Below are 20,264 nucleotides of genomic sequence, written 5' to 3'. Positions count from 1 at the left end.
CGATGCCCCGGGCGTGGCCCCCCACCCCCGCCGCACCGCCCGCGGCCCCCCCCGCGGGGCCCCCCTCCGTGCACGGCGACCCGGGCAGCCTCGCCGCCAGTGGCGACGAGCGCACCGCGTACAACGTGGCCTTTGATTCGCTCAAGGCCGGCAAGTACGACGACTCGGCCCAGCTGTTCCTGAGCTTCCTCGAGCTCTACCCCAATGGCGTCTACACCCCCAACGCGCTGTACTGGCTGGGTGAAAGCTACTACGCCACCCGCAATTTCCCGCTCGCCGAGGCGCAGTTCCGCGACCTCATCGCGCGTTACCCGACCCACGACAAGGCCTCTGGTGGCCTGTTGAAGATCGGCCTTTCCCAGTACGGCGAAGGCAGGATCGATGAAGCCCAGGCCACCCTGGAGCAGGTCGTGAACACCTATCCCGGCTCGGACGCCGCGCGCACCGCGCAGGACCGTCTGCAGGCCATCCGCCTCGGCCAGCAGATCCGCTGAGGCCCCGACCGGCCAAGGCCGGTATAATCGGGCAGATCAAAACAGCACTACCCGCGTAGAGCCAGGCCGCGCCCCCCTTGTCCCAAGGCGCCCTCATCGTATGGCGCGTCGCCACGCGCCGAGGGCTAACCGCCGGACCGGGAAAGGGTTTTTCGCCTGGCTGCTCTCGTTTCCGTAACCGCATTCCCAGACGCCCACGATGACCACCACCCTGTCCGCCGCCGCCGCGCTCCCCAGCGAGATCGTGCAGTCGCCCCTGCCACGGCTGAAGATCACCGAGATCTTCACCTCCCTGCAGGGCGAAGCCGATACCGCCGGCTGGCCGACCGTGTTCGTGCGCCTGACCGGCTGCCCGCTGCGCTGCACCTACTGCGACACCGCCTACGCCTTCCACGGCGGCACCTGGTGGGACATCGACGAGATCGTGCGCGAAGTGCTGGCCCAGGGCGTCCACCACGTGTGCGTGACCGGTGGCGAGCCGCTGGCGCAGAAGCGCTGCCTGGTGCTGCTGGAGAAGCTCTGCGACGCTGGCCTGGACGTCTCGCTGGAAACCTCCGGCGCACTGGATGTCAGCGGCGTGGACCCGCGCGTATCGCGCGTGGTCGACCTCAAGACCCCCGGTTCCGGCGAAATGGCGCGCAACCGCCTGGAAAACCTGCCGCTGCTCACCCGCCGCGACCAGATCAAGTTCGTACTGTGCAGCCGCGAGGACTACGACTGGGCGCGCGGCATGGTGCGCGAGCACCACTTGAACGAGCGCTCGATGGTGCTGTTCTCGCCCAGCAAGGGCCAGGTGAGCCCGCGCGAGCTGGCCGACTGGATCGTGGAGGACCGCCTGCCGGTGCGCTTCCAGATGCAGCTGCACAAGATTCTGTGGGACGACGAGCCGGGTCGCTGAGCCCGTTCGTTGCCCCTTGATGTACCGGCGCGGGACAGCGTGCTGGCTTTCCCGCAACCCACCGGAAACACCCTCATGAAGAACGCAGTTGTCCTCCTGTCCGGCGGCATGGATTCCGCCGCCGTCGTCGCCATGGCCCGCGAGCAGGGCTTCGCCGTGCATGCGCTGAGCGTGCGCTACGGCCAGCGCCACACCTCCGAGCTGGATGCCGCCGCCGCCGTGGCCAAGGCACTGGGCGTGGTCGCGCACAAGACCGTCAACGTGGACCTGCGCAGCATCGGCGGCTCGGCGCTGACCGACGACATCGACGTGCCCGAAGCGGGCGGCGAGGGCATCCCGGTCACCTACGTGCCGGCGCGCAACACCATCATGCTGTCGGTCGCGCTGGGCTGGGCCGAAGTGCTGGGCGCCAACGACATCTTCTGCGGCGTCAACGCCGTGGACTATTCCGGCTACCCGGACTGCCGCCCCGAGTTCATCAGCGCCTTCCAGACCCTGGCCAACCTGGCCACCAAGGCGGGCGTGGAAGGGGCGGGCATCCAGGTGCACGCGCCGCTGCAGTTCCTGAGCAAGGCCGACATCGTGCGTGAAGGCGTGCGCCTGGGCGTGGACTTCGGCCTCACCGTGTCCTGCTACAACGCCGACGACAGCGGCGCCGCCTGCGGCCACTGCGACGCCTGCCGCCTGCGCGCGCAGGGCTTCGCCGACGCCGGCGTGGCCGACCCGACCCGCTACGCCTGATCGGCGGGGTACGCCTGCGGCGCAAGATGGGTTAGAATGCGCACCCCCGGCGCGAAGTCGGGGCATGCAATGGGCCGTTAGCTCAGTCGGTAGAGCAGAAGACTTTTAATCTTTTGGTCGATGGTTCGAATCCATCACGGCCCACCACTGCATCAGATCATTAAAGGCGCCCCATGGGCGCCTTTTTTGTTTCTGGCGAAGACGTCGGTCACAACGCGCGGCACTCGCTACCGTTGTCATCCACGTTGTACGCCAGAGCGTGTTCCCGATGGATACAATCCATCGATCCCGGTAGCTCCCGGGCGCTGACATGTGCTCTCCAGTGAAGATTCTCCTGACAGGAAGTTCAGGCCGGGTAGGTCGCGCCATCTTTGGCGCCCTGGCCGCTCGCCACGACGTGGTGGGCATCGACCGCAGTCCCTTTGCGACCACGCGTCACGTGGCCGATTTCACCGATACCCGGATGCTGGCCAAGGCGCTGCAGGGCGTGGATGCGGTCATCCATGCCGCTGCGTTGCACGCGCCGCATGTGGGACTCTTCAGCGACAGCGAATTCCAGCGCATCAACGTGGAAGGCACCCGCACGCTGGCGATGCTGGCGCGCGAGGCGGGCGTGCGGCGGCTGGTGTTCACCAGCACCACCGCGCTGTACGGGCACGCCATCGTGCCGGGGCGCTGCACGTGGGTGGATGAGCAGACCACGCCCCAGCCCCGCACCGTCTACCACCGTTCCAAGCTTGCGGCCGAACAGTGGCTGGAAGGCGCGGCCGGCCCGGATCTGGACGTGCGTGTGATCCGGATGTCGCGCTGCTTCCCGGAGCCGCCGGAACGCATGATGTTGTACCGGCTGCATCGCGGAATCGATGTCCGTGACGTGGCGGATGCGCATGTGGCCGCGCTGACCAATGGCGGCCCGGCCTTCCAGCGTTACCTGGCCAGCGGCTGGACCCCGTTCCAGCGGGAGGATTGCGAGGCGTTGGTGACGCACCCGCGTGACGTCCTGGCGCAGCGCTGCCCGCAATGGCTGGCCGAATACGACCGTCGCGGTTGGACACTGCCGGTGGTGGATCGTATCCACGATGCGCGCGCCGCCAGCGTCGGGTTGCAGTGGCGCAGCTGGCGCGGGCCGGAAACGATCCTGGAGCAGCTCGCAGTGGGCAGCATCGAGGTGCTGCCCGATACCGTCCGTGTCGATGACTGCACCATCGAATAGCGCGCGTACACGCCGCCTGAGCGCGGCGTGGCGCAGACTATGTGGGTTGAATGACAGGCGCTGTGGAGGTGCCATGAACCGTTTTGTCCTGATCGGCCTGGGCGCACTGGCGCTGGCGGCCTGCAAACCCACGCCGACCGATACGACGGCTGCACCCACCGCGCCCGCCACGAGCGAAGCCGCATCCGAATCGCCGAAGCCGGCAGCCGCGCCGGCCGCGCTGCCAGCGGCCGGTTCCGAGGGGCCCTCGTTCGACTGCGCCAAGGCCGGCTCGGATGCAGAGAAGACTGTATGCGGCGACGCGCGACTCTCGGCATTGGATCGGGAGCTGGCCGGGTTGTACAAGGCGGCGCAGACCGGGCCGGGCGAGCTGGACGTGGCTGCTGAACAGCGCGGCTGGATCAAGGGTCGCGATGCCTGCTGGCAGGCGGTGGATGCCAATCGCTGCCTGCTCGAGTCGTACCAGACCCGCATCGTCGAGCTCCGCCTGGCCGCGGCCAATGGGCCGGGACCGGCGGCCACGCAATACCAGTGCGACGACGCCAGCAAGCCGCTCTCGGTGGTGTTCCACAATGAATTTGACCCGCAGGTGGCGGTCATTCGCCTGGGGCGCGACCAGGCCATCGCCTTTGCCGCACCGTCAGCCAGTGGCAGCCGCTACACCCGCGAGGGCGTGGAATTCTGGGAACACCAGGGCGAGGCCACGCTGGAGTTCTACGGCACGCGCCTGAGCTGCAAAGTCGCGGGCAAGTAAAACCAAGGCGGTGCCGGTGGTGTCCGCCGGCACCGCCTCACCGCTCAGCGTACGCGGCGGTAGCGCACTTCGTTCTGGCGGTCGCCCACTTCGGTGGTCACGAAGCCGTCGCGGCTCTGGTTGATATCGAACACGCTGCCGCCCACGTTGAGCTGGCCGCCATTGACCCAGCCCGACAGGTTCTGGCCGCTGGCCTGTGCCGACATCCGGCCATCGGCTTCGATGCGCATGCGGATGTCGCGGTTGTACATCGGGTTGTAGCCCTCGAACTCACCGACCATCCATTCGGGCACGTACGAGGTGTGACGCGCGCCCTGGTAGTTGTCATCGTCGTAGCGCGCATCCTGCTTGTTGGCGTTATGCACCAGCGCGCCCAGGATGGCCGCACCGACCAGCACGCCGGCAGCCACCTTCGCATCGTGGTTGTCGTCATCGCGGTCATGGTGGCGGTCATCGCCGCGCACCCGGAACGAGGCGCGGCAGCCGTCATCGACCCACACATTGCGGCGGTCATAGTCCCAGCTGCGCCCCTGGCGGCAGTCCGCGCCGGACAGCTTTCGGTCCAGCGTGACATAGCCAGCGTAGGGCAATGCACAGGACTGGTAGCGGTTGTCGCGGCTTTCGCAGGTAACGAAGTCGTCAGCGCGCACGTCGGTGAGCGAGGCCAGCAGCAACAGGGGAGTGCCAAGCAGCAATCGGGTCTGCATGATCAGGAGTCCGGCAAGGGAGGTTCACGTGCCGAACGATGCGCAGGGGTTGATGAAATCCTGATGAAAGCAGGGCGCGGCCAGCGCGCCCCTTATGCGGCTGCGGTCAGGCCGCCCGGTCCACGTCATGATCGCCAAAGCAGGCGCGGATCGCGTCCAGCAGTTCGCTCATCGAATACGGCTTGGGCAGGAAGTGGATGCCCGGGGCCAGCTGGGGGGTGACCCGGTCCGGCTGCAGGCCGGAGGTGACCAGTACCGGCAGGCTGGGCTGGTGCTGGCGGATGCGGTGCGCGGCTTCGATGCCGCTCAGGCCGCCCAGGCAGACGTCGGTGAACACGAGGTCGAAGCGCTCGCCGGCCTGCAGCAGGCCCAAGGCGGCTTCGGCCGAGCTGACGGCAGCCACGTCGCAGGCCTGGCTTTCCAGCGCCATGCGGCTCAGTTCACGGGTGTCTTCGGTGTCTTCGATCAACAGCACGCGCGGTGCAACATGGCGCTTGGACAACAACATGACGCGGGTTTCCCTGCAGGGTTTGGGTGGAAAGGCGCGGCAGTATGGGCCAGCGGCAGGTGAGGGGATCGTGCAAACAGCGTCATTGGGTGTCGGTTTGTTGTGCGCCGGTCAGGTAGGCCCCGGTACAGTCAGGATCTGACCCCTGATTGGAGCCTGATCGATGCAATGCCCCGTCTGTACTACCCAAGCGCTGGTGATGTTCGAGCGCCAGGGCATCGAAATCGATTACTGCCCGCAATGCCGGGGCGTGTGGCTGGACCGTGGTGAGCTGGACAAGATCATCGAGCGCTCGGCCGGTGCCGCCGCGCCCGCCCCGGTGCGTGCCGCAGCGCCGCCGCCTCCGCCTCCGCAGCAGGTCCACCAGCAGGTGCAGCACCGCGACACCCGCCACCTGGGCCAGCAGCATTACGGCGATGGACAGGGCTACCGCAAGAAGAAGAAAGAAAGCTTCCTGTCCGACCTGTTCGATTTCTGATGCTCAAGGCCGGCGCAGGATGAATTCCAGGTCGCGGCTTTCGCCCACAGGGAATTCATAGCTGCCAACCTGCACACAGCCGTAGCGCGCGTAGAAGCGCTGCGCGCCGAAGTTCTCCGACCACACGCCCACCCACAGCGTGCGGCGCCGGGGCTGGTCCAGCCAGTCCAGGAACGCGTCCATCAACTGCGCACCGTGCCCGCCACCTTGATGGGTGGCGTGCACGTACAGGCGTTTCAGTTCGATGTCGCCTTCCGCCGCCAATGCATGGGCCAGGCTGTTCGGCCCCGCCGCGAGATAGCCGATTGCCTGCTCGCCATCGAACAGCAGCCATGCGGCGCTGAGCGGATCTTCCAGCTCACGACGCTGTGGAGCGGGTGAGTAGTGCGCGTCGAGGAAGTCATGCAGGTCCTGCGGCGGATACGAGTCGCCGAAGGTCTCTGTGTAGGTGGCCATGGCCAATGCAGAGAACCGCTCTGCATCGGCAGGCAATGCACGGCGGATCTGCAGTGCCATCAGAACCAGACCCGCACGCCGGCTACCCAGCGGGTGTCACGGGTGTGCTCGCCCGCGGCTTGGTGGTAGTCGGCCGTGTCGCCGAACAGGCGCTCATGGCTGATGCCGATGTACGGCGCGAAGCGGCGGCTGAACTCGTAGCGCAGGCGCAACCCTGCCTCGACCTTGTTCAGGCCGGAGCCCATGCCGTGCTCGGGTTCGTCCTTGGCGGCGAGCGTGGCCTCCACCAGCGGCTGCAGGATCAGGCGGTTGGTGAGCAACAGCTCGTACTCGACCTCCAGGGTGGCAGCCAGCTGTCCGCCTTCGCCGACATACGCCGTCGCCGAGGTTTCGAACTTGTACGGGGCCAGCCCCTGGATGCCGAACGCGGCCCAGGTGCGCGAATCCGCCGGGCGGAAGTCCTGCTTCACGCCCACGAGCACGTCCCACCATGGCGACACGCTGCGCCCGTACAGCACTTCGAGATCGGACGATTCGGTGCGCCCGCCGCTGCGTTCGCCTTCGCTGCGCAGCCACAGGCGGTTGATGTTGCCACCGACCCAGCCGCTGGCTTCCCACGCCTGGCCGGTGCCGTGCTGGCCATCCCAGTGTTCCAGCCGGTTGATCAGCAGCAGGCTGTGCACGTTGGGCGCGTGCTCCATCGCATCATGGTTGATGGGTGGGAAGGCGGCCGCCCGGTCGGCATCGGTGACCTCGGGAATGGGTTCGCGCGGCGCGCTCGGCGCGGTGCCATGGCCCATGGCGGCGTGATCCATGGTCGAGTGATCCATCGTTGAATGGTCCATCGTTGAATGGTCCATTTTCGCGTGGTCCATCTTCGAATGGTCGACCGCCGCCGGTGCAGTCGCGGGTGCTGCGTCGGTGTGTGCGTGCGCATGCGACTGCGCCCACGCCGGTCCCGCGATGGCGGTCAGAAGTGCAACGGTGAGCATCTTCATTCTTCGATCCTCACTTCGCGCATCATCCCGGCTTCCATGTGGTACAGCAGGTGGCAGTGGTAGGCCCAGCGGCCCAGCGCGTCGGCGCGCACGCGGTAGCTGCGGCGGGTGCCGGGCGGCATGTCGATGGTGTGCTTGCGCAGCTGGAATTCGCCGTCGGCGTTTTCCAGGTCGCTCCACACGCCGTGCAGGTGGATGGGGTGCTGCATCATGGTGTCGTTGACCAGCACGATGCGCATGCGCTCGCCGTAGTTCAGGCGCAGCGGCTCGGCGCTGGCAAACGGAATGCCATCGAACGACCAGCTGAATTTTTCCATGTGCCCGGTGAGGTGCAGTTCGACCTCGCGCGACGGCTCGCGCCCATCGGGATCCTCGAACAGGCTGCGCATGGCGCCATAGGTGAGTACCTGGCGGCCGTTGTCGCGCAGGCCGATGCCGGGGTCATCAAGCTTGGGCGCGGTGGCCGAGCTCTGCATGTCGATCAGCGGGTTGCCGTTCTCGCTCGGCGCGTGGCGCGGTGCCTTGCCGGCGCTGCCATGGCCGGCGTGGCCCATGTTCGCGCCGCAGCCGCCTTCCATTCCTTTCATGTCGTGGCCCATGGCACCCATGTCATGCCCCATGTCGCTCATGGTCAGCAGCGGGCGCGGGTCGCGCGCGGGAATGGGCGCCTGCAGTCCGTGGCGCACGGCCAGGGTGCCGGCGGCGTAGCCGGTGCGGCCCATGTCCTGGCAGAAAATCGTGAAGGCATCCTGGCCAGTGGGTTCGACGATCACATCGAAGGTCTCCGCCGGTGCGATGCGGAACTCATCAATGCTCACCGGGTGGATGTACTGCCCGTCGGCGGCCACCACGGTCATCTTCAGGCCGGGAATGCGCACGTCGAAGTAGGTCATCGAACCGCCGTTGATGAAGCGCAGCAGCACCTTTTCGCCGCTGCGGAACAGGCCGGTCCAGTTGCCGGCCGGCGCGGTGCCGTTGAGCAGGTAGGTGTAGGTGTGGGCGTTGATGTCGGAGATGTCGGTGGGGGTCATGCGCATCCGGCCCCACATGCCGCGGTCGGCAGTGGCCGCGCTCCAGCCATCGCGGCGCACGTCGCGCAGGAAATCGGGCAGCGTGCGCTTGTAGTAGTTGTCGTGCTCGGCGAGCTTCTTCATGCGCCGGAACAGTGCGCCGGGGTCCATGTCGGTCCAGTCCGAGAGCAGGATCACGTGCTCGCGGTCGAACCGGTACGGCGCCGGCTGCAGCGGGTCGATGATCAGTGCGCCGTACAGGCCGGCCTGTTCCTGGAACATGGAATGGCTGTGGTACCAGTAGGTGCCGGACTGCTTGAGGGTGAACCGGTACTGGTAGGCCTCGCCCGGGGCGATGCCGTTGAAGCTCAGGCCGGGTACGCCGTCCATGTTGGCCGGCAGCAGGATGCCGTGCCAGTGGATGGAGGTGGGGTGGCCCTGCAGGGCGTTGGCCACGCGCACGCTGACGGTGTCGCCTTCGCGCCAGCGCAGGATCGGCGCGGGCAGGCTGCCGTTGACGGTGATCGCCGGGCGGGTGCGGCCGGTGAAGTTGGCCAGCGATTCGCCGATGCTCAGCTGGAACTGCTGGCCGCTGAGCACCTGCGGGGCGGTGGCCACGCGGGGGCCGGCGTTGGCCAAGGCGCGCGCGGGTATGGCGCCGGCCAGGCCGGCAACCACGCCGCCGGCGGCCAGGCCCTGCACGAACAGGCGCCGCGACGGCAGGGGCGGGGCGCCCGCGCCGGGGGAAGAGGGGTGTGACATTGCAACTCCGAATCGGATCCGAGGGGCACGCGTAGGTGCCGGCAGGACGCGCGTGCGTCAGCACGGCATCGTGTTACGCAGGCGTTCGTAGCGAACGCACGCTCAGGCGATGGGAGGGCGGGTGATGCGGTCCAGCGGCGGGCTGGGCAGGGCGGGATGGGCAACGCGCAGCAGCACCGGCGACGGCGGTGGCGGTACCGGAAGCCAGGCGATCTGGACGGCCAGGCTGGGCTGCTGGGCGCAGTTGCGCAGGCAGTCCTTGATCCTGCAGTGCTCGCTGTCGTCCGGTGCCTGGGCCGGTGGTTCGGCCGGGGCACCGTGCAGGGCGGCATGATCCTGGCCATGGCAGGGCGGTGCAGGCGCGTCTTCGGCAGCGGCAGGCGTGGCCATCGCCAGCACCATGGGGCCGGCCATGGCCGCGTTCAGCCCGTTGAGCAACAGGCTGAGCATCAATACCACTCGCAGGAGCAGGCCACCGGCGGACATGGGCGCCACCTTAACGCCAAAGCGCGCACCACGCACCCGTGCCTGAACGCCAGGTTCAACGTTGGACGTGGGTCTGGCTGGGGCCGCGCGCATCAGCCTTCTTCGCGGACGATCTCGACCAGCCGCTCGCCGTAGCGGGACAGCTTGGTGCCACCGATGCCGCCCACGCGCCCCAGCGCATCGATGCTGGTGGGGCGCTGTTCGGCGATGTTGCGCAGGGTGCTGTCGTGGAAGATCACGAAGGCCGGCACGTTCTGTTCGCGCGCCAGCTCGGCACGCAGGCCGCGCAGGGCGCTGAACAGGGCCAGGTCCTGCGGCAGCACCGACAGGCCGGTGCGCTGGCCGCCGCGCTCGCGTTCGCGGGTTTTGGGGCTTTCGCGGCGCATCATCACCTTGCGCTCGCCCTTGAGCACCTGGCGGCTGCCGTCGGTCAGGCGCAGGCCGCCGTAGGCGTCGCTGTCCACTTCCAGCAGGCTCGCGGCGACCAGCTGGCGGAACACGCTGCGCCAGGTGCGGGCATCGAGGTCCTTGCCGATGCCGTAGGTGCTCAGCTCGGTATGGCCGAACTGGCGGATCTTGTCGTTCTCGCCGCCGCGCAGGATGTCGATCAGGTGGCCCACGCCGAACCGCTGGCCGCTGCGGTACACGCAGCTCAGTGCCTTCTGCGCCGCCACGCTGGCATCCCAGGCATCGGGCGGCTGCAGGCAGTTGTCGCAGTTGCCGCACGGCTGCGGATAGGTTTCACCGAACCCGGCCAGCAGCACCTGGCGGCGGCACTGCATGGATTCGCAGTAGCCCAGCAGGTGGTCGAGCTTGGAGCGTTCCAGCGCCTTGCGCTCTTCGCCCGCCTCGGACTGCTCGATCATCTGCTTGAGCAGCACCACGTCGCCCAGGCCATAGCAGAGCCAGGCCTCGGCCGGTTCGCTGTCGCGGCCGGCACGGCCGGTTTCCTGGTAATAGCCTTCCATCGACTTGGGCAGGTCGGTATGCGCCACGAAGCGCACGTCCGGCTTGTCGATGCCCATGCCGAAGGCGATGGTGGCGCACATCACGATCCCGTCCTCGCGCAGGAAGCGGCGCTGGTTGGCCGCGCGCACCTCGGCCGGCAGGCCGGCGTGGTAGGGCAGGGCGTTCATGCCCTCCTTGCACAGGAACTCGGCGGTTTCCTCGACCTTGCGCCGCGACATGCAGTAGACGATGCCGGCTTCATCGCGGTGGCCGCGCAGGAAATCCAGCAGCTGGCGCTTGGCGTTGTCCTTCTGCACCACGGTGTAGCGGATGTTGGGGCGGTCGAAGGAGCTGACGAAGTGCTGGGCGGTGGTCAGGTCCAGCCGCTCGGCGATCTCGCGCTGGGTCGGCGGGTCGGCGGTGGCGGTCAGCGCGATGCGCGGTACGTCAGGCCAGCGCTCGTGCAGCACGGTGAGCTGGCGGTACTCGGGCCGGAAATCGTGGCCCCACTGCGATACGCAGTGGGCTTCGTCGATGGCGAACAGGGCAATGCGGCTGCGCGCCAGCAGGGACAGGAAGCGGCCGGTCAGCAGCCGCTCGGGCGCGACATACAGCAGTTCCAGCTCGCCGGCGGCCAGCTCGCGCTCGACCCGGGCCGCGGTTTCGCCATCCAGGGTCGAATTCAGGTATTCGGCGCGCACGCCCAGCTGGCGCAGGGCTTCCACCTGGTCCTGCATCAGCGCGATCAGCGGCGAGATGACGATGCCGGTGCCCTCGCGCAGCAGGGAAGGCACCTGGTAGCACAGCGACTTGCCGCCGCCGGTGGGCATCAGTACAAGCGCGTCGTTGCCGGCCGCGACATGCTCGACGATCGCCTGCTGCGGACCGCGGAAATCGTCGTAACCAAAGATGCGGTGCAGCAGTTCGTGCGCGGGACGGGAAGACATCGCCGTAGTTTACCGGTTCCGGGGGGCGTTCCCCGTCCGGAATTCCCCCGATGGAGCATCGGGGGAACGGGCCCGGCGTTATTGGAGGAGCGAGCGGAGCATCCAGGCGTACTTCTCGTGGGTCTGCAGGCGCTGTGTCATCAGGTCTTCGGTCGGGGCGTCGTCGGCGTCGTCGGCCACGTCCAGCACCTTGCGGGCGGTCCGGCACACGGCCTCGTTGGCGGCCACCAACTGGCGTACCATTTCACGCCAGTCCGCGCTGTCGGTCAGGCCCGGTTCCTCGGCGATCGAGGTCAGGGCGGCGAATTCGCGGTAGGAGCCCGGGGCATTGAAGCCCAGTGCGCGGATGCGTTCGGCCACGTCGTCCAGGGCAGCCCACTGTTCGGTGTACTGGGTTTCGAACATCAGGTGCAGCGAGTTGAACATCGAACCCGTCACGTTCCAATGGAAGTTGTGGGTCTTCAGGTAGAGCGTGAACGCGTCCGCCTGGAAGGACGACAGGCCATCGGCAATCTTCTTGCGATCGCTCTCTTTGATCCCGATATCAATGTTCGGGGCCGAGGGTGCCGCTGCTGCCAGCTTCTGCTTGGCGCCCTGGGGCTTGGCGGCCTTGGGTTTGGCCGGGGTCTTGGTCTTCGCCATGGGGGAAATCCTCCTGTTGGATGGGATGGCCTTCACAATAAGTCAGACTAACCTTCAGTTGTACTCATAAGTTCTAAACGATTCGATTGATGACCGCTATCAAACAACCCGATGCTTCGTCCCTGTCTTCGCAGCAGGCTGCCATTGACGGGGCCATGAGCCGTGATCGCGGTCGCCTGCTCGGCATGCTCTCGCGCTGGCGGGCCAAACCGGCCGATGCCGGCGTGGCGGCGGCATTCCAGCAGGCGTTGCAGGCGTCGGTGCAGCGGCGCCAGGCGCGGGCGCTCAACCAGCCGTCGATCAGTCTGGACGACAGCCTGCCGATCGCGCGTGAAGCCGAACGCATCACGGCGCTGATCCGCGAACACCAGGTAGTGGTGATCGCCGGTGAAACCGGCTCGGGCAAGACCACCCAGCTGCCCAAGCTGTGCCTGGCCGCCGGCCGCGGCGTGGCCGGGATGATCGGCTGCACCCAGCCGCGACGGATCGCCGCACGTGCGGTGGCCACCCGCGTGGCGCAGGAGCTGCACTCCGAGCTGGGCACCACGGTCGGCTACCAGGTGCGCTTCACCGACCGCGTGGGCGACGATACCCGCATCAAGTTCATGACCGACGGCATCCTGCTGGCCGAGATCAGCAGCGACCGCTGGCTGTCGCAGTACGACACGATCATCGTCGACGAGGCGCACGAACGCAGCCTCAACATCGATTTCCTGCTCGGCTACCTCAAGCAGCTGCTGCGCAAGCGGCCGGACCTGAAGCTGATCGTCACCTCGGCGACGATCGATACCTCGCGTTTCGCCCAGCACTTCGACGATGCGCCGGTGATCAGCGTGGAAGGGCGCACCTTCCCGGTGGAAGTGCGCTACCGCCCGCTGGAAGGCGAGGGCGGTGGCGACGAGGACGGCGGCCGCGATGGCGAACGCACCGTCAACGATGCGGTAGTGGCCGCGGTGGATGAAATCACCCGGCTCGATCCGCGCGGCGACATCCTGCTGTTCTTCCCGGGCGAACGCGAGATCCGCGATGCGCACCAGGCCCTTGAACGGCGAAAATACCGCGAAACCGAAGTGCTGCCGCTGTACGCGCGGCTGTCGGTGAAGGACCAGGATGCGGTGTTCAACCCGGGCAGCAAGCGCCGCATCGTGCTGGCCACCAACGTGGCCGAAACCTCGCTCACGGTGCCGCGCATCCGCTACGTGATCGATCCGGGCCTGGCCCGGGTCAAGCGCTACAGCCCGCGCCAGAAGCTGGACCGGCTGCATATCGAGGCGATTTCGCAGGCCAGCGCCAACCAGCGCAAGGGCCGTTGCGGGCGCGTCTCTGCAGGCATCTGCTACCGGCTGTACTCGGAAGCGGACTTCCAGTCGCGCGCCGAATTCACCGATCCGGAAATCCGCCGTTCCAGCCTGTCCGGGGTGATCCTGCGCATGCTGCAGCTTGGCCTGGGCCGGATCGAGGATTTCCCGTTCCTGGAAGCGCCCGACGAGCGCGCCATTGCCGATGGCTGGCAGCAGCTGGGCGAGCTGGGCGCGGTGGACAACGAGCGCCGGCTTACCCCGATCGGTCGCCAGATGGCGCGCCTGCCGGTGGATGTGAAGCTGGCCCGCATGCTGGTCGCCGCGCAGGCGCAGGGCTGCCTGCGCCCGATGCTGGTGATCGCCTCGTTCCTGGGTATCCAGGATCCGCGCGAACGCCCGCCAGAAGCGCGTGCCGCCGCCGACAACGCACACGCGCTGTTTGCCGATGGGCGTTCTGAATTCGTCGGCGTGCTGCGCCTGTGGGAAGGCTACCGCCAGGCCCACGAAGACCTGACCCAATCCAAGCTGCGCGGCTGGTGCGACCGCCACTTCCTCGGCTTCCTGCGCATGCGCGAATGGCGCGAGCTGCACCGCCAGCTGCGCGTATTGTGCGAAGAGCTGGGCTGGAGCGAAGAGCCGGCGGACAGTGCGATGGCGCCGTTGCTGGCCGGTTCGTCGGCCCCTGCGCCGGTTCGCGATGATGCCGAGAAGGCCAAGGCCACCCGTGGCCAGCAGCACCGCGCCGCCCGCCTGGCCCGCGAGGGCAAGACCGAAACGCCGCCCGCCGTTGCGCCTGCGGCCGTCCCGGCAGCGACCGACGAGGCCCGCAGTGCCTTCAGCGAGCGCGTGCGTGCCGCGGCCTACCAGACCCTGCACCGCGCGCTGATCGCCGGCCTGCCCACCCAGATCGGCCACCGCAGCGACAAGGGCGATTTCCTGGCCCCGCGCCAGCGCCGCTTTCTGCCGTTCCCCGGCTCGGTCATGGCCAAGCGGCCGCCGCCGTGGCTGCTGGCGGCCACCCTGCTGGATACGCAGAAGGTGTGGGGCCTGACCAATGCGGCGATCGAACCGGACTGGGTGATCGCCGAGCTGCCGCACCTGCTGCTGCGCAAACACTTTGATCCGCACTGGTCGCGTGCGCAGGGCCAGGTGCTGGCCTCGGAGCAGATCAGCCTGTTCGGGCTGGTGCTGGCGCCGAAGAAGCCGGTGCACTACGGGCGCATCGCCCCGGGCGAGGCGCACGACATCTTCGTGCGCCAGGCGCTGGTCACCGGCGAGATCAACACCCGCGCCAGTGTCATCGCCGACAACCTGAAGGTGCTGGAGCAGGCGCGCGAAGAAGAAGCCAAGCTGCGCCGCGCCGGCATCGTGGCCGATGAAGGCTGGCAGGCGCGCTGGTACCTGGACCGGATTCCGGCCGAGATCCATTCGGCCACCGGGCTGGATACCTGGTGGAAGGCGCTGGCCCCGGAGAAGAAGCGCGCGCTGGCATGGACGCTGGCCGACCTGCTGCCGGGCGAGGGCAGCGATGCCGAGCGCTACCCGAAGTACCTGCCGCTGGGCGATGCGCGGCTGGCGTTGCACTACCGCTTTGAGCCGGGCAGCGACGATGACGGCGTCAGCCTGGATGTACCGCTGCACCTGCTCAATGCGTTGGATCCGGCGCGCCTGTCGTGGCTGGCGCCCGGCTTCGTGGCTGACAAGGCCTCCGCGCTGATCCGCAGCCTGCCCAAGGCCATGCGCCGCAACTACGTGCCGGCGCCGGACTTCGGGCGTGCCTTCGCCGAGGCGTTCCCCGCGCCCAGCGCCGATGACCTGCGTGGCGAGCTTGCCCGGTTCCTGTCGCGCGCAACCGGCGCGCAGGTGGCGGCCATCGATTTCGATGAAAGTGCGCTGGATGCGCACCTGCGCATGAACCTGCGCCTGCACGATGCGCAGGGCAAGCGGCTGGCCGCCTCGCGCGACCTGGACGCGCTGCGCGCCCGCTTCGGCGAGCAGGCCGGCGATGCGTTCGCCGCGCGCGCGGGCCGTGCGTTGGCGGCCGAAGGGCTGCGTGATTTCCCGGCGGCGCCGATTCCGCTGCAGGTGCCCGGTGAAGCCGGCGTGCCGGCGTATCCGGCGCTGGTGGATGCCGGTGAATCCGCGTCACTGCGCATCTTCGCCGACCGCAACGAAGCACTGGAACAGCACCCGCGCGGCGTTCGCCGGCTGATGGATATCGCGCTGGCCGACAAGGCCAAGCAGGCGCGCAAGCAGTTGCCGGTGCCGCCCAAGACCGGGCTGCTGTACGCCTCGATCGAATCGCAGGAGCGCCTGCGCGGTGACCTGGTCGACGCGGCCATGAACGCTGTGCTGGCCGACGGCCTGGGTGAGATCCGCGACCCGGCGGCCTTTGCCAAGCGGCGCGATGCCGTTGGCCGCGAGCTGTTCGGCGAGGCGATGGCACGGCTGAAACTGGCCGAGAACATCCTGGCGCACGTGGCCGAACTCAAGCCGCTGCTGGAAGCACCGCTGATGGGCTGGGCGCGCGGCAACCTGGATGACCTGGAGCAGCAGCTGGCGGCGCTGGTCCATCCCGGGTTCCTGCGCGAAACGCCGGCCGATGCGCTGGCGCAGTACCCGCGCTACCTGCGCGCGATGATCCTGCGCAGCGAGCGGGCCAAGCGCGATCCGCCCCGCGACCAGGCCCGGATGCTGGAACTGCGTCCGTTCCTGGATGCGCTGGAAGAAGCGCAGGCACGCGGCCTGCGCGAGCGTGCGCAGTGGCAGGCGCTGCGCTGGGACCTGGAAGAACTGCGGGTATCGCTGTTCGCGCAGGAGCTGGGGGCCAAGACCGGCATTTCGGCCAAGAAACTGGCCCAGCGGGTGGCCGCCCTGCGCCAGGCCTGAGCCTGCAACGCCCCGCGCGGCAACCGCGCGGGGCGTGCACCATCACTTGACCCGGCGGACCTTCGCGCGGGTGTTCACGCCCTTGATCTGCAGGTACCACGCCCCGATCATGCCCGGCGCGATGGACACTTCCGGATCGGTGCGGCGCACGCCGGCCAGCGTGGTTTCGTCGGTCTGTTCCCATTCCTGCTTGTTGGCGAGCACGTAACGGCGGCCCTTGCCGAAGCCGCGGAACTCGCCCTGCAGCGTGCTCACGATCGGTTCGTTGCTGCCGAAGTCGAAGAAGCCGCGGTTCTTCACGATCACTTCCTGGCGGCCTTCCTCGCGCGCTTCTTCGCGCACCTGCTCGCGCACCTGCTCACGCACGTCGGCGCTGACCGCGGCCACCTTGCCCTGCAGCCAGCCGTTGAGGGCGGCCAGTTCGGTGGGGCTCAGCTTGTCCAGGCCGGCCGCCTTGAATTCAGCCGGGGACATCTGCTGCTGCAGGTCGCCTTCGACCACGCGCTGGGCGAGGGCGGGCCCGGCCATGGCCAGCAGGACGGCCGCAGCGGCCAACACTCTAAGACGGGAAAAACGCATGGCAGCTCTCCAGGAATGCACGATGGAACCGGTTCTGATTGTCCGGCAACGATACCAGCGCTAGTGTAGGGCTCTCTATCTTGTCTGCATGATGCTGTGAACCGCGCTTCTGTCCCCGGCCTGGATGGCTTGTTGAACCGACCCTCGGCGGCCTCGCTGTCCCCCGCGCTGCGCGAGGCGCTGCTGCAGCGCTGGCAGGCCGACGATGCCGACCACGCCCAGGCCGCCCCATGGCCGGTGCTGGCCGATACCCTGGATGCACTGGCCCTGCTGTCGGCCGACGACAGCGCGCTGCTGGCGGCCCTGTTGTTCGACCTGCCGTGGCTGCGTGCCGCGCTGGACGCGCTTCCGCTGGGCAACCACAAGGCGGCCGTGGTCGGCCTGCTCGAGGGCCTGGACGCGGCCGACCAGGTCTGGGCGCTGCACGCCGGGCGCGATGCCGGGCGCAACAGTGAAGGCCTGCGCCGGCTGCTGCTGTCGATCATCCAGGACCTGCGGGTGGTGCCGATCCTGCTGGCCCGGCAGCTGGCGCGCATGCGGGCGGCCGACCGCCTGCCGGAGGAAGAACGCCGCGCGCTGGCCCAGCTGACCCGCGACATCCATGCGCCGCTGGCCAACCGGCTCGGCATCTGGCAGCTGAAATGGGAACTGGAAGACCTGGCGTTCCGGCACCTGGAGCCGGAGACCTACCGGCGTATTGCACGTGAAGTCGACGAAACACGGCTGGCGCGCGAACGGTACGTGGAATCGGTCAAGAAGGTGCTGTCGCGCGAGCTGCTGGCGCAGGGCATCGAGGCCGAGGTCAGCGGGCGCCCGAAGCACATCTACAGCATCTGGCGGAAGATGCAGAAGAAGCGGCTCGCCTACGAGCAGCTCTACGACATCCGCGCGGTGCGGGTGATGGTCAAGGACGTGGCGGCCTGCTACGCCGCGCTGGGCGTGGTGCACTCGCTGTGGGCGCCGGTGCCGAGCGAGTTCGATGACTACATCGCCCGGCCCAAGGCCAATGACTACCGCTCCCTGCATACCGCCGTGGTGGGTCCGGAAGGCCGCACCATCGAAGTGCAGATCCGCAGCCACGACATGCACGCCCAGGCCGAGCTCGGCGTGGCCGCCCACTGGCGCTACAAGGAAGGCAGCAAGGGTGCGGAAAAGGCGTTCGACCGCAAGATCACCTGGATGCGCCAGCTGCTGGAGCAGTCGCAGGAAGGCCATGGCGGTGAGCTGGCCGGCGCGCTGGATGCGGAACTGACCGAGGACCGGGTCTACGCGCTCAGCCCCAAGGACGAGGTGATGGACCTGCCGCAGGGCGCCACGCCGCTGGATTTCGCGTACCACGTGCACACCATGGTCGGCCACCGCTGCCGCGGTGCGAAGGTCAACGGGCGCATCGTGCCGCTCACCTACCGCCTGCGCAGTGGCGACCGGGTGGAAATCCTCACCGGCAAGGAGGCCGACCCGCGCCGCGACTGGCTGCTGGCCTCCAACGGGTACCTGGCCAGCAACCGCTCGCGCGAAAAGGTGCGCGGCTGGTTCCACAAGCTGGACCGGGCGCGCAACGTGCAGGCCGGGCGCGATCTGCTCGACCGCGAACTGAAGCGGCTCGGGCTGGCGCAGGCCGACCTGGCCGTGGCGGCGAAGAAGTTCCATGCCGACAGCGTCGATGACCTGTACATCCAGGTAGCGCTCGGCGACACCGGCCCGCACCAGGTCAGCCGGGCCCTGCTCGAAGCCGAACGCGCGGCCACCCAGCCGGCGGTGCCCGCGCTGCCCCGGCCCACCGCGCGCCGCGACAGCCTGGGCAAGTCCAAGTTCACCGTGCAGGGCGTAGGCAACCTGCTGGTGCAGCTGGCGCGCTGCTGCCAGCCGGTGGCCGGCGAACCCATCGTCGGCTACCTCACCCGCACCCGCGGAGTCACCGTGCACCGCACCGACTGTGCCGCGCTGGCGCGGCTGTCCGCCGCCAGCCCGCAGCGCATCCTGCCGGTCGAATGGGGCCAGGCAGGCGGTGGCTACGAGGTGGATGTGGTGGTCGATGCGGTGGATCGGCGCTGGCTGCTCAAGGACATCACCAACCTGATCGCGCAGGAAGATGCGTACGTGCTGGACATCCACAGCGACAACGTCCGCAACAGCGGCCGTGCGCACCTGCGCCTGCGCCTGAAAGTGAGCGATTACGGCCAGCTTTCGACCCTGCTGGGGAAACTGGATGCCCTGCCCGGCGTCAGCGACGCGCGGCGTTTGGGCTGACCTCACGTGACCCACGCTACGCTCACGGAATGAGCCGCCACCCCGACCATGAGGACGCCGCGCATGCCGCCCTGCGCCGCGTGCGCCGCGAAGGCCGCTGGTGGTGGGTGCAGGCGTGGCAGTCGCGGCGCATCTGGCGCTGGGCGCTGCTGGTGGCGGTGGCGGTGTTCGTGCTGCTGGTGGCGTTCCGGCGCCCGCTGGCGAACTGGTTCTGGAACGAACCGCAGGTGGAGCAGCTGCTGGACCGGGGCGACCGTGCGCTGGCGGCCGGCCGGCTGACCGCAGGCGATGGCAGCGGCGCGCGCGAGTGGTACCAGGCGGCGCTGGCACTGGACAGCGATCGTCCGCAGGCCCGCGCAGGCCTGGCGCGCACTGCGCGGGCCGCACTGGCACAGGCCAATGCCGCACTCGATGCCGGCGATGCGGCCACCGCGCAACGCGCGTTGGCCCTGGCCCGCGAGCTGCAGGTACCGCAGCGCGACGCCGATGCCGTGGCGCGGCGGCTGCGCGACCACCAGCAGGAGGGTGCTGGTATCGGCGCGTTGTTGGGCCGGGCCGAATCGGCGCTGCAGGCGCAACGGCTGGATGGCAGTGACGACAGCGCCTTGCCATTGTTCCAGCAGGTACTGGCGCGCGCGCCGAACCACCTGCGCGCACTGGAGGGGCGCGAGGATGCGCTCTCAGACCTGCTGCAGCAGGCACGCGACGCGGCGGCGCAGGGCGATGTCGCCGGTGCGGCGGCGCGCGTGCAGCGTGCACGTGACTTTGATGCAGGCCATGTCGATCTGCCGGCAAGCGAAGCCGCCTTGAACGCCGCGCTGGAGGCGCGCGTGCGCGACGGGCAGCGGTTGCTGCGCCGGCAGCGCTGGCAGTCGGCCGGTGACGCCTTCCAGGCCGTGCTGGCGGTGCGCCCGGAGGACGCCGTCGCGCAGCGCGGGCTGCAGCAGGTGATCGAGGCGCTGCTGGCGGCAGCGACCCGGCAGGCCGCGGATTTCCGCTTCGATCTGGCAGCACAGGCGCTGGCCACGGCGCAGACGTTTGGTGCGTCCGAACGCCAGTTGGCGGCGGCGCGCCAGGCCGTTGCGCAGGCGCGCCAGGCCGAGCGGGCGCTGAGCGCACCCGCCGCACCGAACCGGCGCCGCGAGCAGGCCGTGCGCGCCCTTCTTGAGCGTTTCGAGGAGGCGCAGGCGCGTGGCGACATCC

The 20,264-nt window shown here is 68.6% G+C and carries 18 protein-coding genes and 1 tRNA gene; 10 read left to right on the top strand and 9 right to left on the bottom strand.

Translation table 11 applies throughout. The features are described from left to right. The 6 genes from ybgF to QMX79_RS13435 all read left to right on the top strand — a co-directional run. Window positions 1-494, top strand: a 494-nt coding sequence (gene ybgF / locus QMX79_RS13460; RefSeq protein ID WP_282247199.1) for a tol-pal system protein YbgF, incomplete at its 5' end; no start/stop codon positions are given. Between the two features lie 199 nt (window positions 495-693). Then, on the top strand, window positions 694-1,392 hold the full coding sequence (gene queE / locus QMX79_RS13455) for a 7-carboxy-7-deazaguanine synthase QueE (RefSeq protein WP_282247198.1): 699 nt from the start codon (window positions 694-696) through the stop codon (window positions 1,390-1,392). Window positions 1,393-1,467: 75 nt separating this feature from the next. Next, a complete protein-coding gene (gene queC, locus QMX79_RS13450; RefSeq protein ID WP_068853746.1) occupies window positions 1,468-2,133 on the top strand; it encodes a 7-cyano-7-deazaguanine synthase QueC in 666 nt (221 codons plus the stop codon). Between the two features lie 71 nt (window positions 2,134-2,204). Next, window positions 2,205-2,280 (top strand) — tRNA-Lys (locus tag QMX79_RS13445). Window positions 2,281-2,455: 175 nt separating this feature from the next. Further along, window positions 2,456-3,346, top strand: coding sequence for an NAD(P)-dependent oxidoreductase (locus QMX79_RS13440; protein ID WP_282247197.1), 891 nt, complete (start codon window positions 2,456-2,458; stop codon window positions 3,344-3,346). Between the two features lie 73 nt (window positions 3,347-3,419). After that, complete coding sequence (locus QMX79_RS13435; RefSeq protein WP_282247196.1) at window positions 3,420-4,100, top strand: MliC family protein; 681 nt, start codon at window positions 3,420-3,422, stop codon at window positions 4,098-4,100. Between the two features lie 44 nt (window positions 4,101-4,144). Here the strand turns inward: QMX79_RS13435 and QMX79_RS13430 are convergent, their stop codons facing one another. Together QMX79_RS13430 and QMX79_RS13425 are read right to left on the bottom strand one after the other, a co-directional pair. Continuing rightward, window positions 4,145-4,807: a DUF3011 domain-containing protein gene (locus QMX79_RS13430; RefSeq protein ID WP_282247195.1), complete on the bottom strand. Its 663-nt coding sequence runs from the start codon at window positions 4,805-4,807 to the stop codon at window positions 4,145-4,147. A gap of 106 nt (window positions 4,808-4,913) precedes the next feature. After that, window positions 4,914-5,315, bottom strand: coding sequence for a response regulator (locus QMX79_RS13425; RefSeq protein ID WP_282247194.1), 402 nt, complete (start codon window positions 5,313-5,315; stop codon window positions 4,914-4,916). Between the two features lie 163 nt (window positions 5,316-5,478). On the opposite strand from QMX79_RS13425, the gene QMX79_RS13420 reads away from it, so the two are divergent. Continuing rightward, window positions 5,479-5,793 carry a zf-TFIIB domain-containing protein gene (locus QMX79_RS13420; protein WP_282247193.1) on the top strand — a complete coding sequence of 105 codons (315 nt, stop codon included), beginning with the start codon at window positions 5,479-5,481 and terminating at the stop codon, window positions 5,791-5,793. A gap of 3 nt (window positions 5,794-5,796) precedes the next feature. On the opposite strand, the gene QMX79_RS13415 is transcribed toward QMX79_RS13420, so the two are convergent. From QMX79_RS13415 to QMX79_RS13390, 6 genes are all read right to left on the bottom strand, one after another. Continuing rightward, window positions 5,797-6,309: a GNAT family N-acetyltransferase gene (locus QMX79_RS13415; protein WP_282247191.1), complete on the bottom strand. Its 513-nt coding sequence runs from the start codon at window positions 6,307-6,309 to the stop codon at window positions 5,797-5,799. Beyond that, window positions 6,309-7,247, bottom strand: a complete 939-nt coding sequence (locus QMX79_RS13410; RefSeq protein ID WP_282247190.1) for a copper resistance protein B — start codon at window positions 7,245-7,247, stop codon at window positions 6,309-6,311. The genes QMX79_RS13415 and QMX79_RS13410 overlap by 1 nt, the downstream gene beginning before the upstream one ends. Continuing rightward, window positions 7,244-9,019 carry a copper resistance system multicopper oxidase gene (locus QMX79_RS13405; protein WP_282247189.1) on the bottom strand — a complete coding sequence of 592 codons (1,776 nt, stop codon included), beginning with the start codon at window positions 9,017-9,019 and terminating at the stop codon, window positions 7,244-7,246. The genes QMX79_RS13410 and QMX79_RS13405 overlap by 4 nt, the downstream gene beginning before the upstream one ends. Before the next feature lie 102 nt (window positions 9,020-9,121). Then, the gene (locus QMX79_RS13400) at window positions 9,122-9,505 is read right to left on the bottom strand and encodes a CopL family metal-binding regulatory protein (protein ID WP_282247188.1); all 384 of its coding nucleotides are present in this window, start codon (window positions 9,503-9,505) and stop codon (window positions 9,122-9,124) included. 92 nt (window positions 9,506-9,597) lie between these two features. Further along, on the bottom strand, window positions 9,598-11,400 hold the full coding sequence (gene recQ, locus QMX79_RS13395) for a DNA helicase RecQ (RefSeq protein ID WP_282247187.1): 1,803 nt from the start codon (window positions 11,398-11,400) through the stop codon (window positions 9,598-9,600). Window positions 11,401-11,478: 78 nt separating this feature from the next. Then, the gene (locus QMX79_RS13390; RefSeq protein ID WP_282247186.1) at window positions 11,479-12,042 is read right to left on the bottom strand and encodes a Dps family protein; all 564 of its coding nucleotides are present in this window, start codon (window positions 12,040-12,042) and stop codon (window positions 11,479-11,481) included. 89 nt (window positions 12,043-12,131) lie between these two features. Between QMX79_RS13390 and hrpA the strand changes: the two genes are divergently transcribed. Continuing rightward, complete coding sequence (hrpA, locus tag QMX79_RS13385; protein WP_282247185.1) at window positions 12,132-16,232, top strand: ATP-dependent RNA helicase HrpA; 4,101 nt, start codon at window positions 12,132-12,134, stop codon at window positions 16,230-16,232. Between the two features lie 42 nt (window positions 16,233-16,274). Here hrpA and QMX79_RS13380 read toward each other — a convergent pair whose 3' ends face one another. Further along, the gene (locus tag QMX79_RS13380) at window positions 16,275-16,811 is read right to left on the bottom strand and encodes a hypothetical protein (protein ID WP_282247184.1); all 537 of its coding nucleotides are present in this window, start codon (window positions 16,809-16,811) and stop codon (window positions 16,275-16,277) included. A gap of 96 nt (window positions 16,812-16,907) precedes the next feature. Between QMX79_RS13380 and QMX79_RS13375 the strand changes: the two genes are divergently transcribed. Further along, window positions 16,908-19,061: a bifunctional (p)ppGpp synthetase/guanosine-3',5'-bis(diphosphate) 3'-pyrophosphohydrolase gene (locus tag QMX79_RS13375; protein ID WP_282247183.1), complete on the top strand. Its 2,154-nt coding sequence runs from the start codon at window positions 16,908-16,910 to the stop codon at window positions 19,059-19,061. A 29-nt stretch (window positions 19,062-19,090) separates the two neighbouring features. Then, the coding region (locus QMX79_RS13370) for a hypothetical protein (RefSeq protein ID WP_282247182.1) at window positions 19,091-20,264 on the top strand (1,174 nt) is incomplete at its 3' end.

This window comes from Stenotrophomonas sp. PS02300, assembly GCF_029959395.1.
GTDB classification, from domain to species: domain Bacteria; phylum Pseudomonadota; class Gammaproteobacteria; order Xanthomonadales; family Xanthomonadaceae; genus Stenotrophomonas; species Stenotrophomonas maltophilia_AD.
The sequence above is the reverse complement of the archived record's forward strand: the minus strand, read 5'-3'. Positions and strand labels throughout refer to the sequence as shown.

Excerpts from the sequence above, each read along its gene's own strand:
- queE (WP_282247198.1), top strand. The coding sequence starts at position 694 with ATGACCACCACCCTGTCCGCCGCCGCCGCGCTCCCCAGCGAGATCGTG.
- queC (WP_068853746.1), top strand. The coding sequence starts at position 1,468 with ATGAAGAACGCAGTTGTCCTCCTGTCCGGCGGCATGGATTCCGCCGCC.
- QMX79_RS13435 (WP_282247196.1), top strand. The coding sequence starts at position 3,420 with ATGAACCGTTTTGTCCTGATCGGCCTGGGCGCACTGGCGCTGGCGGCC.
- QMX79_RS13430 (WP_282247195.1), bottom strand. The coding sequence starts at position 4,807 with ATGCAGACCCGATTGCTGCTTGGCACTCCCCTGTTGCTGCTGGCCTCG.
- QMX79_RS13425 (WP_282247194.1), bottom strand. The coding sequence starts at position 5,315 with ATGTTGTTGTCCAAGCGCCATGTTGCACCGCGCGTGCTGTTGATCGAA.
- QMX79_RS13420 (WP_282247193.1), top strand. The coding sequence starts at position 5,479 with ATGCAATGCCCCGTCTGTACTACCCAAGCGCTGGTGATGTTCGAGCGC.
- QMX79_RS13415 (WP_282247191.1), bottom strand. The coding sequence starts at position 6,309 with ATGGCACTGCAGATCCGCCGTGCATTGCCTGCCGATGCAGAGCGGTTC.
- QMX79_RS13410 (WP_282247190.1), bottom strand. The coding sequence starts at position 7,247 with ATGAAGATGCTCACCGTTGCACTTCTGACCGCCATCGCGGGACCGGCG.
- QMX79_RS13405 (WP_282247189.1), bottom strand. The coding sequence starts at position 9,019 with ATGTCACACCCCTCTTCCCCCGGCGCGGGCGCCCCGCCCCTGCCGTCG.
- QMX79_RS13400 (WP_282247188.1), bottom strand. The coding sequence starts at position 9,505 with ATGTCCGCCGGTGGCCTGCTCCTGCGAGTGGTATTGATGCTCAGCCTG.
- recQ (WP_282247187.1), bottom strand. The coding sequence starts at position 11,400 with ATGTCTTCCCGTCCCGCGCACGAACTGCTGCACCGCATCTTTGGTTAC.
- QMX79_RS13390 (WP_282247186.1), bottom strand. The coding sequence starts at position 12,042 with ATGGCGAAGACCAAGACCCCGGCCAAACCCAAGGCCGCCAAGCCCCAG.
- hrpA (WP_282247185.1), top strand. The coding sequence starts at position 12,132 with ATGACCGCTATCAAACAACCCGATGCTTCGTCCCTGTCTTCGCAGCAG.
- QMX79_RS13380 (WP_282247184.1), bottom strand. The coding sequence starts at position 16,811 with ATGCGTTTTTCCCGTCTTAGAGTGTTGGCCGCTGCGGCCGTCCTGCTG.